The 13,203-nt window shown below is 53.1% G+C and carries 13 protein-coding genes; 7 read left to right on the forward strand and 6 right to left on the reverse strand.

What is annotated here, in order from left to right:
• Positions 1 to 106: 106 nt before the first annotated feature.
• Both VE954_RS02455 and VE954_RS02460 read right to left on the reverse strand, forming a co-directional pair.
• The gene (locus VE954_RS02455; protein ID WP_324949301.1) at positions 107 to 376 is read right to left on the reverse strand and encodes a hypothetical protein; all 270 of its coding nucleotides are present in this window, start codon (positions 374 to 376) and stop codon (positions 107 to 109) included.
• 147 nt (positions 377 to 523) lie between these two features.
• Complete coding sequence (locus VE954_RS02460) at positions 524 to 1,213, reverse strand: lysophospholipid acyltransferase family protein (RefSeq protein ID WP_324949303.1); 690 nt, start codon at positions 1,211 to 1,213, stop codon at positions 524 to 526.
• 183 nt (positions 1,214 to 1,396) lie between these two features.
• Between VE954_RS02460 and VE954_RS02465 the strand changes: the two genes are divergently transcribed.
• Complete coding sequence (locus tag VE954_RS02465; RefSeq protein WP_324949305.1) at positions 1,397 to 1,894, forward strand: hypothetical protein; 498 nt, start codon at positions 1,397 to 1,399, stop codon at positions 1,892 to 1,894.
• Positions 1,895 to 1,995: 101 nt separating this feature from the next.
• A complete protein-coding gene (locus tag VE954_RS02470; protein ID WP_324949306.1) occupies positions 1,996 to 3,375 on the forward strand; it encodes an OmpA family protein in 1,380 nt (459 codons plus the stop codon).
• Between the two features lie 56 nt (positions 3,376 to 3,431).
• Here the strand turns inward: VE954_RS02470 and VE954_RS02475 are convergent, their stop codons facing one another.
• On the reverse strand, positions 3,432 to 4,124 hold the full coding sequence (locus VE954_RS02475; protein WP_324949308.1) for an OmpA family protein: 693 nt from the start codon (positions 4,122 to 4,124) through the stop codon (positions 3,432 to 3,434).
• A 313-nt stretch (positions 4,125 to 4,437) separates the two neighbouring features.
• Between VE954_RS02475 and VE954_RS02480 the strand changes: the two genes are divergently transcribed.
• Positions 4,438 to 5,679 carry a PA14 domain-containing protein gene (locus tag VE954_RS02480; protein WP_324949310.1) on the forward strand — a complete coding sequence of 414 codons (1,242 nt, stop codon included), beginning with the start codon at positions 4,438 to 4,440 and terminating at the stop codon, positions 5,677 to 5,679.
• Positions 5,680 to 5,741: 62 nt separating this feature from the next.
• Here the strand turns inward: VE954_RS02480 and VE954_RS02485 are convergent, their stop codons facing one another.
• Positions 5,742 to 6,557, reverse strand: coding sequence for a crotonase/enoyl-CoA hydratase family protein (locus VE954_RS02485; protein WP_324949312.1), 816 nt, complete (start codon positions 6,555 to 6,557; stop codon positions 5,742 to 5,744).
• 69 nt (positions 6,558 to 6,626) lie between these two features.
• Between VE954_RS02485 and VE954_RS02490 the strand changes: the two genes are divergently transcribed.
• Positions 6,627 to 6,797: a hypothetical protein gene (locus tag VE954_RS02490; protein WP_324949314.1), complete on the forward strand. Its 171-nt coding sequence runs from the start codon at positions 6,627 to 6,629 to the stop codon at positions 6,795 to 6,797.
• On the opposite strand, the gene trhA is transcribed toward VE954_RS02490, so the two are convergent.
• On the reverse strand, positions 6,794 to 7,438 hold the full coding sequence (gene trhA / locus VE954_RS02495; protein WP_324949316.1) for a PAQR family membrane homeostasis protein TrhA: 645 nt from the start codon (positions 7,436 to 7,438) through the stop codon (positions 6,794 to 6,796). The genes VE954_RS02490 and trhA overlap by 4 nt on opposite strands.
• Positions 7,439 to 7,720: 282 nt before the next feature.
• On the opposite strand from trhA, the gene VE954_RS02500 reads away from it, so the two are divergent.
• Together VE954_RS02500 and VE954_RS02505 are read left to right on the forward strand one after the other, a co-directional pair.
• Positions 7,721 to 8,455 carry a hypothetical protein gene (locus VE954_RS02500; protein ID WP_324949318.1) on the forward strand — a complete coding sequence of 245 codons (735 nt, stop codon included), beginning with the start codon at positions 7,721 to 7,723 and terminating at the stop codon, positions 8,453 to 8,455.
• A gap of 188 nt (positions 8,456 to 8,643) precedes the next feature.
• Positions 8,644 to 10,101 carry a sigma-54 dependent transcriptional regulator gene (locus tag VE954_RS02505; RefSeq protein ID WP_324949320.1) on the forward strand — a complete coding sequence of 486 codons (1,458 nt, stop codon included), beginning with the start codon at positions 8,644 to 8,646 and terminating at the stop codon, positions 10,099 to 10,101.
• 8 nt (positions 10,102 to 10,109) lie between these two features.
• On the opposite strand, the gene VE954_RS02510 is transcribed toward VE954_RS02505, so the two are convergent.
• Entirely contained in the window at positions 10,110 to 10,811 is a 702-nt protein-coding gene (locus VE954_RS02510; protein ID WP_324949322.1) for a sulfite exporter TauE/SafE family protein, read from the reverse strand.
• Here VE954_RS02510 and VE954_RS02515 point away from each other — a divergent pair.
• Complete coding sequence (locus VE954_RS02515) at positions 10,788 to 13,199, forward strand: heavy metal translocating P-type ATPase (protein ID WP_324949325.1); 2,412 nt, start codon at positions 10,788 to 10,790, stop codon at positions 13,197 to 13,199. The two genes, VE954_RS02510 and VE954_RS02515, sit on opposite strands and share 24 nt — an antisense overlap.
• Positions 13,200 to 13,203: the final 4 nt, after the last annotated feature.

Raw genomic sequence — 13,203 nt, forward strand, 5'->3', positions numbered from 1 at the left:
CTCGCAGGATATCTTGCTTGCTAACGCTTTCTGCGTCAAGGGCTGGCGTTAACGCAGAAGGCGTTAAGGCTGGCCTTAATGCAGAAGGCGTAAAGCCACCTTAGGATCAGGGCTTGGGCTTGGTTTGAGAGGCGGCGATGGGAATGGGCATTTCGGCCTGACGGCGCTTCCGAAAATGCGCCTCGAGTTTGACCAAGGCTGCTTTGCGGAGATCGCTCGTGGCAAATTTTTTCACTTCATCCAAGGCACAGGCGATGGCGTCTTCGGGAATCGGGTTGGCGGCTATGTCAAAACCAAAGGAATCAAGCTGCTCTTCAACCAGACGAACCAGCAGGTAGTGTTCCTTGTCCCGAAAATCAATGTGAATGACGCTCATCGAATGAATTCACTTTCTTGGCAATGATGGAGGTTCATCCGCAGTCCTTCTCCCTATGAAGTCAGACATGGGATCGGTGTTCTTACACCTAAAGTAAAATTTTTAATTTTGGAGCCGTTCAAAATAGACAGGAAAAGCGTTCGATCATCACACCCCTGCAGTGGCGGTTCGGGGGCGGCCATGGGCCAGCATGGTGTCGAGTCGGTGCTCCAAATCCATCAGCGCATCACCGAGCTTCTTTTGATATTCCTGCACTTCATTATCCGTCAAACGATGAGGAATCTGCATGGGTGTTCCATAGAGCACGAGAATTTCAGTAAAAGGTTTGGGAAATCGGAATTGATCCCAACTCTTGTGCAGGATCCAGGTCCGACGGCCCCGACTCGCGGTCGGCAGAATGGGAACTCCTGTTCGTGAAGCCAGGGCAATGACGCCACCTTTGACTTCATGCCTGGGCCCGCGTGGTCCATCCACCGTGATGCCGACTTCATAACCTTCCTTGGTCAGCTTAATGAGTTGCCGCAATGCTTCCAGACCCCCGCGCGATGACGAACCACGAGCGGAATGAATCCCGAATTTTTTCGCAACAAAGGCGATCACCTCACCATCAAACGAACGACTCACCAGAATCGCCAGACGGCGCCAGGTATGAGCCATGACCGTGGGCAGTGCATTCTGGTGCCAGCAGGCATAGGCGACGATGTGCCGTTCGGTGAGCAAGGTGGTCTGCTCGCGCAGCTCAGGATTCAAGCGGCGATAACGATAACTGAGCTGGAACAGTCCCACGAGACCATAGGCCAGCCAGCAGATAAATTTTTGTTTGCGAGTGAAAGCCATGGCCATCCCCCCTGGGAGTCGCAACCGACAAAACCCCCTTTCTACCCTGCCCCAGCCCTGGGAGCAAGCGAGGTTTTACCCCTGCCAACGATTTGAAATAATTAACGAATAAAAATTTTCTTAAGGTCCTGCCCTAAACTACCGATCGTATACCCCTAGGTGGTTCCTTTTTAGAGGTGGAACATGCTTCGGATGACTCATGCATTGCTTTGTACCAGTCTGGTTTTAGGAATCGTAGGGTGTCGAGCGTCCTTCCAGGATATCCAAAAGCAGGGGCTGCTCTCCAGCGGTGATGACCTGGGAGCCAAAGGCGACGATAGCGTGAAGGCCAATCCTGATTATCCGACTCTTGAAAATACCAAAGAGTTGCCGCCCGAGGATAGTGAATCCTATGGATGCAACGGAACTGTGGTCATTCGGGAAAAGGGCAAGGATAAAAACCTTGACGGCATCCTGCAACCCACTGAAGTGACAGAAATAAAAACAGAATGTAGACCAAAAACGCCGACCACTCCCGGTGGCAAGGACCCAACCACACCAGGTGGCAAGGATCCTACGACCCCGCCTTCCCAGTGTCCGAACCAGAGCAAGGATCCAAACGGCAAGTGTCCGAACTACCCGGACGACCCGGATCAGAACGATCCTGACCAGAATGATCCCAGCCAGTCCGGAAAAAAGTAAGGGATTTCACGCAAATCACTCAAATTTTGTATAATCAGAGGTGGTCCATGACCACCTCTGTTTATTTTCAGAGTGTAGCCTCAGTCACAAGGAGGTGAGAGGTGAAGGCTTTCCGCCTTATTTTAGGTTTTTGCCTGAGCGCGCCGGCGTCCTTGGGTTTTGCCAACATCACAGGAAGTGACCTGCAAAATTTCAACGCCACGACCAACGGCCTTGATTTCGTGACGGTTCAATCTTCCGAAACGCTTGGCAAGGGTATCTTCAATCTAGGCCTCTTCTCCAACTACGCGGTGAACACTCTGCCGCGTTATGAAGCTGAGGACGGCCGTGATACCGACATCAACGATTCCATCGTCGCGGCGGATGTGAACTTCGGGATGGGTTTGACCAGCTTTTGGGATATCGGGATCAGTATTCCATCGGTCATCTATCAGGATGTGAACTTCGACGGGGACCGCGGGCAGTTCGATAAGAACGGCGTGACGGAGATCCGGGCCAACAGCAAATGGCGCCTTTGGGGCGATCGTGAAGGCGGAATCGCCTTTATCTTCGGCACCAACGTCAACGTTACCGAAAACAATCCCTATGTCGGGGCCGGTGGCAAACCCACTTTGAACTTTGAATTTGCCTTCGATACCACCTTTAACAAGATCGCGGTCGGTGCCAACGTTGGCTATCGAAAGCGTTCGCCTGGGGAGCGGGTCGAGGGGTTTCCCATCGAACCCCTGGAAGATCAGTATATCGGCTCGTTGGCCGCGAGCTATCTCTTCACGTCTCTCGATACCAAATTGATTTTTGAATTCTATGCCGGCATGCCGACCAAGAAAACGGAAACCGTGAAAAACCGTACGGCCTCCGCAGCCGAAATGCTCCTGGGTATTAAGCATGACCTGACCGATGCGCTGGCCTTCCATGCTGGTGCTGGGACGGAAGCCGGCAACGGCACAGCGTCCGCGGACTGGCGTGTTTACACCGGTATTAACTATGTGTTTGGCGGTGAAAACGAGAAGCCGGCTCCGCTGATCGCTGCGGCGCCCAAACCGAAAAAGCCCGGTCCACCCACACCGATGATACCCAAGTTTGTGGAAACCCCAGAGCCAGGCCCAGCGGAACCCGCCGGTGAAGGTGATGAAGTGTTTGTCTTGCGGGGTATCAACTTCGTCTTCGATTCCGCCAGCCGCGTGCTGCCGGGAACCCGGGAAATCCTGACCAACCTTGGTCAGCACCTGAAAAAGAATACGGTGGAAAAGGTGATCATCGAAGGGCATACCGATTCGGTGGGTCAGGAAAAATATAACCACGACCTGGGTCTGCAAAGGGCCAAGGTGATTCGTGAGTATATCCTGCGCAGCGAGAAAATTGAGCCGCATGTGATCGAAGCGCGATCGTACGGGGAAACGAGGCCGGTGGCTGATAACGGCAACTACCAAGGCCGGCAGTTGAACCGACGGGTGGTGTTCCGGATTATCTACAAGAAATAAATAAAAAAGCCTGCCGCATCCGGCAGGTTTTTTTTTCGTTATCGATGACCAGTCTGTTAAAGACCCTGAATTTCCACACGACGATTCTGGGCATGCTCTTCTTCGGTTTCACCTGATTGGGCCAACTGCGGTGAACCCAAGCTCATCTGACTCGATTTCACACCCATTTTCGCCAGAGCCGTTCGCACGGCCTTCGCACGCTTGATGGCGAGACGGCGGTTGAAAGCGGCGCTGCCACGAATATCGCAATGTCCTGTCAAAGTCACTTTAAGGGAACGATCGGCTTTGAGTTTCGAGGCAATATCCTTGAGCTGCTCTCGATACTCACGGGTCACGCGCGCACTGCTTTTCGCAAAGTGAACGGCTGTATTCGATGTCTGACCCAGACCGGCATCCATACTCATATCAGCAGCCGGAGCTTCAGGAGCCACCGGCGTATCGGTCATGGCTGGGGCTTCAGGCGCCGCCGTATTGTCGACAGGATCGACAGCTGTCGCCTTTGCAGCGTCACCATTCAACTGAACTTCATTCGGATCGGTAAAATCAGAGCCGCTGGCTTCCGCCAGAGCCTTCTCTTTTTCAAGGTCAGCCTCGGTTTTTTCGGCATTGGCAGGGGCTTCGGCAGGAGCTTCGTCGCCAACCGGCTGGATGCTTTCCTCGGTGGTGGTTTCCTGTGATGAACAGGCCACTTGCAGGATGAAGAGAGTGGATACAATTAGGGCAGCAATGGGACGGATTCGCATGAGCATGGAAGTCTCCTGTTTCAGGTCAGTTACAGTATTTACAGCCACAATAGGATGCACACGATAGGTACTGCTTTATTGGCAGTGCCAATAAGGTTTGCAAAACCTAGTCCAATTGGACTTAGATGTCAATATAGCATTTTGCGAAATTCGCCTGTTTCCAATACTTGAGAAAACGGATCTTTATTTAGTAATAACAATGGATTGCAAGAAAAAATTCAAGCTCTCTAAAAAAGTCTCGGGTTGCGAAACTGCGCGCGCCGAAAAGATTGGAAAGGGAAACAGCTTGCTTTGCTTCCATCACTCAGGAGTTCGCTTAATGCGTAAGCCTTTGATATCTCTTAGTCTTTTGATCATGGCCCTCCAGGCCTGCTCGGGTAAGCCTGCGGGATTTCAAGGCGACACGGCATCCGTGTCTGGTGCGACAGAGAGCGGCGACGCCGCGGGTCGGAATTTCGGCAATCGCGATGCGGAAAGCGATGATGCGACAGCTGCCATGCCCGGATCCATCGACGGCAATGAAGAACTTATAGAGACCGACAGCGTTGCGATGGATGACAGCATTATTTATGAAGGTGTGGATGCCACCATTTCTGTTCCGGCTGCGAACACAGCAGCCTCGGCTGATAACACAGCTTCGACTGAAAACACGGGCAATACGTCAAGCGGAAGTTCAGGTGGCAGTCCCACAACTCCCGAGACCAGTGGATCGACCGGTAACACCGCCGCAACGGGTGGAAGTCCAACACTACCAGCTTCGGGTGGAACGACTACACCCACAACGCCGACTCCTGCGCCGTTGACCCTCACCATTACTGTGCCTTCGACGTCGCTGCGTGCAGGCAGTTCTCCTATGCAAGCCACCGCGAAAGTCACGGGGCAAACCGCAGCGGCGAATGTCCTGTGGTCAGTGAAATCCAGTGGGGCGCAAAGTGCAGGCACCATCGATGAAACAGGGCTCTATACCGCGCCTGCAGCAGGTGGCGGCTATGACATCATAATCTCAGCGGTGTTGGTTGATGATCCTGGGGTCACCGCCAGCGTTACGATTAAAATTGTGGCTGCCGAACAGATTTTCGTGGGTTGCCAGCAGGGCTCCGAATTCTTCCCGATCACAGCGGATGTTTATCAGCTGCCTGTGAATACCACGAGATTGCCTGATTTCAGCGCCATTGGTTCCAAGCTGACGACCGTCTGCATGGATCAGTACAATGTCGCGGCGCGCGATTGGTCGACTGGCTTTCCAGGTGTATCAGGACTGTTCGAATGGTTTGCCCTGCGGACGACGACCACATTGGTCGCTGCCACCGAAGGCACCTATAGCTTTAAACTGAATTCCGACGATGGAGCTAAACTTTATATCGATGGCCGTCTGGTGATCGATAATGATGGCCAGCACGCTCCGACAGCCAAGGAAGCAACCGTGACTTTGACTGCTGGCGAACATACCCTGTCGATCGATTATTTCCAGGGTCCGCGTTATCAGATTGCTCTTGAGCTCTACTGGAAGACGCCCGGAGCGTCATCCTATATCTATGTACCTAAGGCTTCATTCAAGTAGTCGAGTGTTTTTGAAAACCTCAGGAGCCGGCTGCAATCTGCAGCCGGCTTTTTTCACGTGTATCAGTCAGGAAAATTCGCTTTTTTACGACCCATCGCCGCTTCCACAGCCAGCCTGAGATCATGGGAAAGGAGCATCCCGGCATTCCAGGTGGCGACATGTTCAAGGCCTTCAGCCACAGTATGATCACGACTATAATTCAAAACCTGCTTGGTACCGCGGACTGCCAAAGGCGATTTTTCGGCAATCTGCGCGGCCTGCCCACGAGCCAATTCCAAAAGGCTGGCGGCATCCGCTGTGACTTCATTGATCAGGCCGGCCCGTTGGGCTTCGTCGGCCTGAAAGACCTTGCCGGTCAGAGCCCATTCGCGAGCTCGACCTTCACCCACAATCTTCGGCAAGCGTTGCAAAGTGCCAATATCAGCCACAATGCCAAGGTCAACTTCCTTCACGGAAAACGTAGCATCCGCCGAGGCATGGCGAATATCACAGGCGGTCACCAGATCAATACCACCTCCATAGCAAACACCTTGTATCGCTGCAATGACAGGCTTGCGACAGGTTTCAAGCATCGTAAAGCTTTTCTGCAGAGCACGAATGGTCGCCAGCAATTGTTCCTGACGCCGACCATCCGGTAGGCTTCCCATGCGTTGCCCGATGCTGTGCACAAATTCAAAGTCGATGCCGCTGCAAAAGCGGCTGCCTTCACTGCGTAGAATCACGGCACGCACGTCGGGTGTTTCATCCGCCCATCGAAAGGCTGCTTCCACTTCAAACCACATTTTTTCATGGAGCGCGTTCGCCTTGTCCGGACGATTCAGGCTGACTTCGGCTACTTTATTCTGGTGCGTGATCTTCAGGAACTCAAAATCAGGCATGGAAAATCCTCGCGACTCGTGGTGATATGCTAGGGGAGTCCCCCTTCAATACATGAATCAGGAAATCTTATGTGCATTATCTGTCTGGAATTCAATAAAAAGAAAGATCTGGAAGATGCCCGCCTCATGGTCGAGGCGGCACGACGGGAAGTTAGTAGTATTCCCGAGGACCATTTGAAAAAAGTGGAGGAGGAGCTGAAAAAGCGCCAGCCGAATCAGAAAGAGCCTCTTAAGGTCTAAGCTGCGAGGTATAGCAGAACACCAATATAATGGCAGGCGGAACCACCCAGAACAAACAGGTGCCAGATTGCATGACTGAAGGGTAGGCTACGCCATAGGTAAAATATGGTGCCCACACTGTAGCTTAAACCGCCAGCGACCAGCCAGGTGAGCTCACCCTCAGGGAGGGTCCTCAAAAAGTCGAAATGAAAAACCACGACCCAGCCCATCAGTAAATACATAAGAGTTGAGACGAAACGGAAGCGACCCACCAGAAAAAATTTCGCCACAATGCCTACCACCGCCATGATCCAGACCGTCACGGCCAGAACCACGCCTTGACCATCACGTCCAATCAAACAGTACGGTGTGTAAGTGCCGGCTATCAAGAGAAAGATCGCAGCATGATCGCAGTATTTGAACCAGCGCTTGCGTTCGGGCGATGTCGCAGCGTGATAAAGCGTCGAGGCCAGATAAAGTGCCACGAGTGATAAACCAAACACTGACAGTATAAGGGCCTTGCTCATCGTCATGGGCTGTGGATGCCAGGTAAAGAGTAGGATAAATCCCACAAGGCTCATTAAAAGACCGAGGGCATGGCTGATTGTATTCCAGCTTTCCTCAGTTGGTGAGATCAATCGCGCTGATTTTAAGGATGACACGGTGCAAGCTCCAACTGTGCTGAATTTGCGGATTATGCCGCATTCCAATCCATTGTAGGGCTTCTGCAAGCGGAGTGTTGTCATAGTTTGGTCATGATGGGAGCCGGCTCGCCCCTTCCCTGATAGTTGCGTCCTGGACTTCGTGAATTGACGCAACTCCGATCAAGATGAAACTTAGGGTTGGGTCGATGGGCGCGAATAAGCCATTTCGAAGTTCGGTACGATCCTTGCTCAAGAGAAAGCAAATTGAGCTGAACCTGCTAAGACATTTTGGAGAAGATCATGAAATCGAGCATACTATTCCTCGGCCTCGGCTTGAGTCTTGCGACTGCCAACGCACAAGAGCAAAATCCCATTGAGGTCCCAGCCGAAATTGAGAAAATTTTCATCCCCCAGGGCTTCGACGATAACGATAACGTCGAAGTTGTCCTCCATGGGAAATTTCCGAACACCTGTTATCAGGTCGGCAACACGGAAGCCAAAGTCGATCCGCAGGCTCGCACCGTAACGGTTTCGGCAACCAGTTACAAATATCCTGGCGCCTTTTGCATCCAAAGCGTCACCCCTTTCCTGCAGACGGTGAAACTCGGGATGATTCCTGAGGGGAACTATCAGGTTGTCTATTCGAAAAACCAACAGGTGCGCAACAGTCTGGAGGTGTCACGTCGCAAAACCGAGTCGCCTGATGATTACCTTTACGCGACTGTGGAAAATGCCTCGATCGACGTCAATTTTGAAAGTGGCAAGCAAGCGCTTAAAATCCAGGGCCACTTCCCCTACTTCTTTTTGGGCTGCATGGTGCTCAAAGAGGTCAGGGTGCTGAAAAATCCAACCGATGTCCTGGTGGTCCAGCCCATTGCGGAAGTCGTGACTGACGAGGCCGTGTGTGCCACCCAACCGGACGATCGTTCGTTTGAATACACCAGCGGTTTAGCCGAACCTTTCCAAGGCGAAGGTCTGCTGCACGTTCGGACGCTGCATGGCAACTCTTTGAATCGTTATATTGAAATCAAGTAAGGAATCGCCAGGGAGGCCCACCCGGTCCTCCCTCTTCGAAGTGGGAAATCCCACTTCGCGTTGTGAGTTTCCCCGCACACTCTTCCCTATTTTTTCCTAACCCATTAATATTATAGAAAAAACCTGCATGGGCAGGCGCTGGTATATTTCTTGTTAAAGGAGTCATGTGAAGAGGAGCACACAGCACGATGTCCAAAACCAAATTGCCTCGCAATGCCCTGACTGGCACTCGCGTATATGTCGTTGATGATGAAGAAATGCTCGCGTGGAGCATTGAAACGGAATTGAAGTCCAACGGCGCGGACGTGATGTCCTGCAATTCCTTGCGCACAGCGCTGGAAAATTTCCAGAGCTTCAATCCGGACCTGGCGATCTGTGATTTGCGCCTGCCGGATGGCAGTGGCATGGAACTCCTCAAGAAATGGCGGGTGGAAAAACCCGATATGCCCATCATCCTGATCACGGCCCATGGTGCGGTGGAATCCGCAGTCGACGCGCTGCGCTTTGGAGCGTTTGATTACCTGCAAAAGCCCTTTGATCTGAAAGCTCTGATGGCCGCCGCCAACCGTGGTGCCGAACTTTCCTCGCTCCGACAGAAGGTGAGTCAGCTCACGGGCCATGAAGTGGCGCGCGAACCCGTTCGCATGATCGGTGAATCGGCCGCCATGCAACGCATTCGCAGCCAGCTTGAACGCGTGGCCAAATCCCGCTCCAGCACTGTGCTCATTTTAGGTGAGAGCGGCACGGGTAAGGAACTGGCGGCTCGGGCCATCCATGATTGGTCGGAACGAGTCAGCAGTCCATTTGTAGAAATCAATTGCGCCAGTATCCCTGAAAACCTTTTGGAAAGTGAACTCTTTGGCTATGAGAAGGGCGCGTTTACCGATGCGCGGGATCGTAAGCTTGGACTCTTTGAGTTGGCACAAAACGGCACTATTTTTCTCGATGAGATTGGTGAAATGCCGCTGAAGCTTCAAACGAAGCTCTTGCGCGCGCTCGAATATCGCCGTTTCAAACGACTGGGTGGCACCAAGGATATCAGTTTTTCGGCGCGCATCGTCGCAGCGACCAACCGCAATCTTTTGGAAGAGATTCAGAATAAAAACTTTCGCAGCGATTTTTACTATCGACTTTCCGCTTTGCCCGTATCCCTGCCGCCGCTGCGCGAACGGATGGAAGACCTGGACAGTCTCACCGACTTTTTTGTCGAGCGCGTGGCCTCCGAACTGGGCTGCGAAGCCCCCCGCATCACGGCGGCGGCCCGCGAAAAACTACGCTCGCATAACTGGCCCGGCAACATGCGCGAACTGAAAAATGTTCTGGAGCGCGCCCTCGTGTTTCACGGCACACCGCAGTTGGATTCATATCAGGTGGAACTGGATCCAGCCTTTGAACCCATGCCGGCTTTCTCCCCATCTCCTGGATCCATGGCTCATAACGGCACGCAAATCCGTTCGAACGGTTCCCTCCAGCATCCGCTGATTCTGCCGGAAAAAGGCATCAATTTGGAGGATCTGGAGCGTGACCTTCTTCTGCAGGCCATGGAGCAAACGCATAATAATCAGACCAAGGCTGCTGATCTTCTGGGGATCTCGCGCCACACTTTTCGCTATCGTCTGGAAAAGCATGGCATCATTAAACCCTGACGACCGCATTAAAGGGTTCGCGCGATCGTCATGATGCCAGCCAAAGCCAAAAGACTCCGACCGATCATCATGAACAGTCGGGTCGGGAACACGCGCCCCATGACGGCAGGCATGTAGGCTGTTGCGAGCATGACAGGCAGCGTCCCTAGAAAAAAAGCCAGCATGGACAGTCCGCCAGCCCAGGGACTGCCGCTCCCTGCACTGGCCAAAAGCAAGGGATGCAGTGTCATGCAAGGCATCAACACAGTGACAACGCCCAGAAGAAAAGCCTGCGCGTATTCGGATTGATGAGGAAGAAATTTTCTGAGACGGGGCATCCAGATCGACGAAAAATTTGGCATCAAACGGGAAAAGGTCAGGAAGGGAAGAACCGCCCAGGCGATCAACCCGACGCCGGCAAGTCGAGTCAAGATCTGACCCCATGCCAGTGACTGTTGCGCAATCCCGGAAGCGAATGCCCCGATGATCACGCCGGCGGTCACATACGAGAGAAGGCGTCCCAGGTTATACAGCAAACTTGCTGTCCACGAAGGACGGTCGCGACGCGCAAGGATGGAGCAGGCCAGGGGGCCACACATCCCGGCACAGTGCCACGATACGAGGAAGCTATAGGAAAAGATCGCGGCAAAGCCCACAAGCTGCAGCGGATCAACGGTATGCAACGCATCCATCATGTGGTGATGATCATGGACCAGATGTTCCAAACTCATACGATGACTCCTGTGAACTCGAAAGTAGCAGGGCAGAACCTATGCCGTCACTGTCAAAGCAAACTCGATAGCCAGCTGGCGGATGAATTCTGCTGCCACGGCTGCCGCTCGGCGTTCGAATTGATCGAGAGTTTTGAGTTAAAACGCTTTTATGAAATTGTACAGGAAAACCGTGACAGTTTAAGGCCTGCTGGTCCGCAGACACAGGATTATCGCCTGTTCGATGCGGCCGAGTTCCAGGCAGGCTTTGTGGAAACCACTTCGTCCGGAGGGCAGACGGCACATTTTTATTTGGAGAATATGAGCTGCTATGCCTGTGTGTGGGTATGCGAACAGGTGACGAAACAGATCGATCCTGAGGCAAGTCTGGCCATCAACCTGTCGAGCGGCGAAGCGACGCTCGATTTCAGCTCGTCCAAGGTGGCCCTTTCCGAATTTCTATCGCGTTTCGAAACCCTGGGTTTTCCCGTCAGCCCCAACAGCGAATTTCAGCAGAATGAAAAGCAGGAAATGGCTCGTATTGGGGTGGCCCTTTTTTGTGTGACCAATATCATGATGCTGGCCTTTCCCGAATATCTTGGTGCCGAGTCGCTGGAAGACCGGTTTCGTGATCTGTTTCGCTGGATTTCAACTGGTCTGGCCGGACTGAGCGTTTTCTATGCGGGTTGGCCCTTTATCCAAGGGGCAGTGGCCAGTCTGCGACGCGGTCAGCTCCATCTCGACCTGCCCATTGGTCTGGCTCTGGTGGTCTGCTTTTTCTATAGCCTGCTTCATACCTGGCAGGGGCACCCACACGTTTACTATGATTCCACGGCTGCGGTGGTGGCGTTGCTGCTGATAGGCCGCTGGGCTCAAGGCCGGGCGCTGCGCCGCATCATGCGTGAGAAGTCCAAATACTTTGCTAGCGAAGCCCGCTTCGTGCGTCTGCAACACGGCAATGGCGACGAAGAGATCACGCACCTTGCGTCTATTGAATGCGGGCAGACCCTCAGAATATTGGCTGGTGAAGTGATCCCTCTGCGTGCGGAACTCGTCAGTCCGTGTGCTGAAATCAATCGAAGCCTGCTGACGGGAGAAGCCGATTGGCTGGCTCTGCATCACGGTGATTCCATCGATGCCGGTTCGATGAACGGTGGGCAGCCCATCCTCATTCGCAGTTTGGAGCGAGGGATGCAAAGTTTCCTGCTGCGTCTGCAAAATGCGGCGCAAATCCTTTATCAGCAAAAAGGTGGCTTCGCCGCACTGTCTGAAAAAATGGCCAAGGCGTTTGTGATTTTTGTTCTGATCATGGCCTTTGGATCGTTAGCCTGGCACTGGCAGGCTTCGACCGAGCGCGCTATCACGCGTTTTGCAACGGTTCTGCTCATTGCCTGCCCTTGCATCTTCGGGTTTGGCGCGCCTATGGTTTTGTCCCGCGCCTTGCTTCTGGGACTGCAGCGCGGAGTTTTGTTTCGAAGTCAAAATGCGCTGGAGCGATTGGCATTGGTTCGCGACTTCTTCTTTGACAAAACAGGAACCCTAACCGAAGATGACAGTCAAGTCACCAACGCTGTCTGGGATGAGATCGCACTCCAAAACCTCACGCTCCAAAAGGACGAGGTGTTGAGTCTCTTGCGCAAGCTTCCGGACTTATCCCACCACCATAGCCTCTTGGCTTTGGCTGCATTCGCTGGACGGGGGTCGGACCACGCCGTAGGCATCAAGGCTGTTCGTGAAGTTTTTGGTCAAGGCATCTCCCTGGTTTGGCGCGATCTGGATGTGCGTATCGGTCGGTTTGGTTTCTGTTTTCAGGAACCGCCCGCCCATGCAGATGATTTGGAATATTCCTATGTGAGTCTCAATCAAGCCAATGTTCTGCGCTTTAAGCTTCAGGACCAGCTGCGTGCCGATGCCCGCACGGCTGTGCGGGACCTGCTGGGTTCCAGGAAGAATGTTTATATGCTCACGGGAGATTCCATGGAGAGGGCTCTTTCGGTAGGCGAAGAGCTGGGGCTGCAGGCCCATCATATTATAGCCCGTCTGAGTCCGAACGAAAAACCTGGCCAAATCGAAAGGAAATCTCAAAATGCCATGGTCGGCAATGGGATCAACGATACACTGGCCATGGCCCAGGTGGAAATTGGCATCGCTGTTGCGAATGCTACAGAGTCACTGCGCGAAAAAGCAGATATTGCGTTGCTTGCTCCAGGACTGGATCCTTTGATGCGAGCCATCGCATTGTCTGGAGCCACAAGACGCGCATTACAAAGGTGTTTTGGGTTTGCGCTCCTTTTTAATCTCATCGGAATGAGCCTTGCTATAAGTGGTTGGGTCACCCCGGTTCTGGGTGCGATCCTGATGCCCATCAGTTCCTTTACCATCTTCGCCATCGCCCGCCGCTGGCATTAGGAGC

The sequence above is a fragment of the Oligoflexus sp. genome, assembly GCF_035638955.1.
Taxonomy (GTDB): domain Bacteria; phylum Bdellovibrionota_B; class Oligoflexia; order Oligoflexales; family Oligoflexaceae; genus Oligoflexus.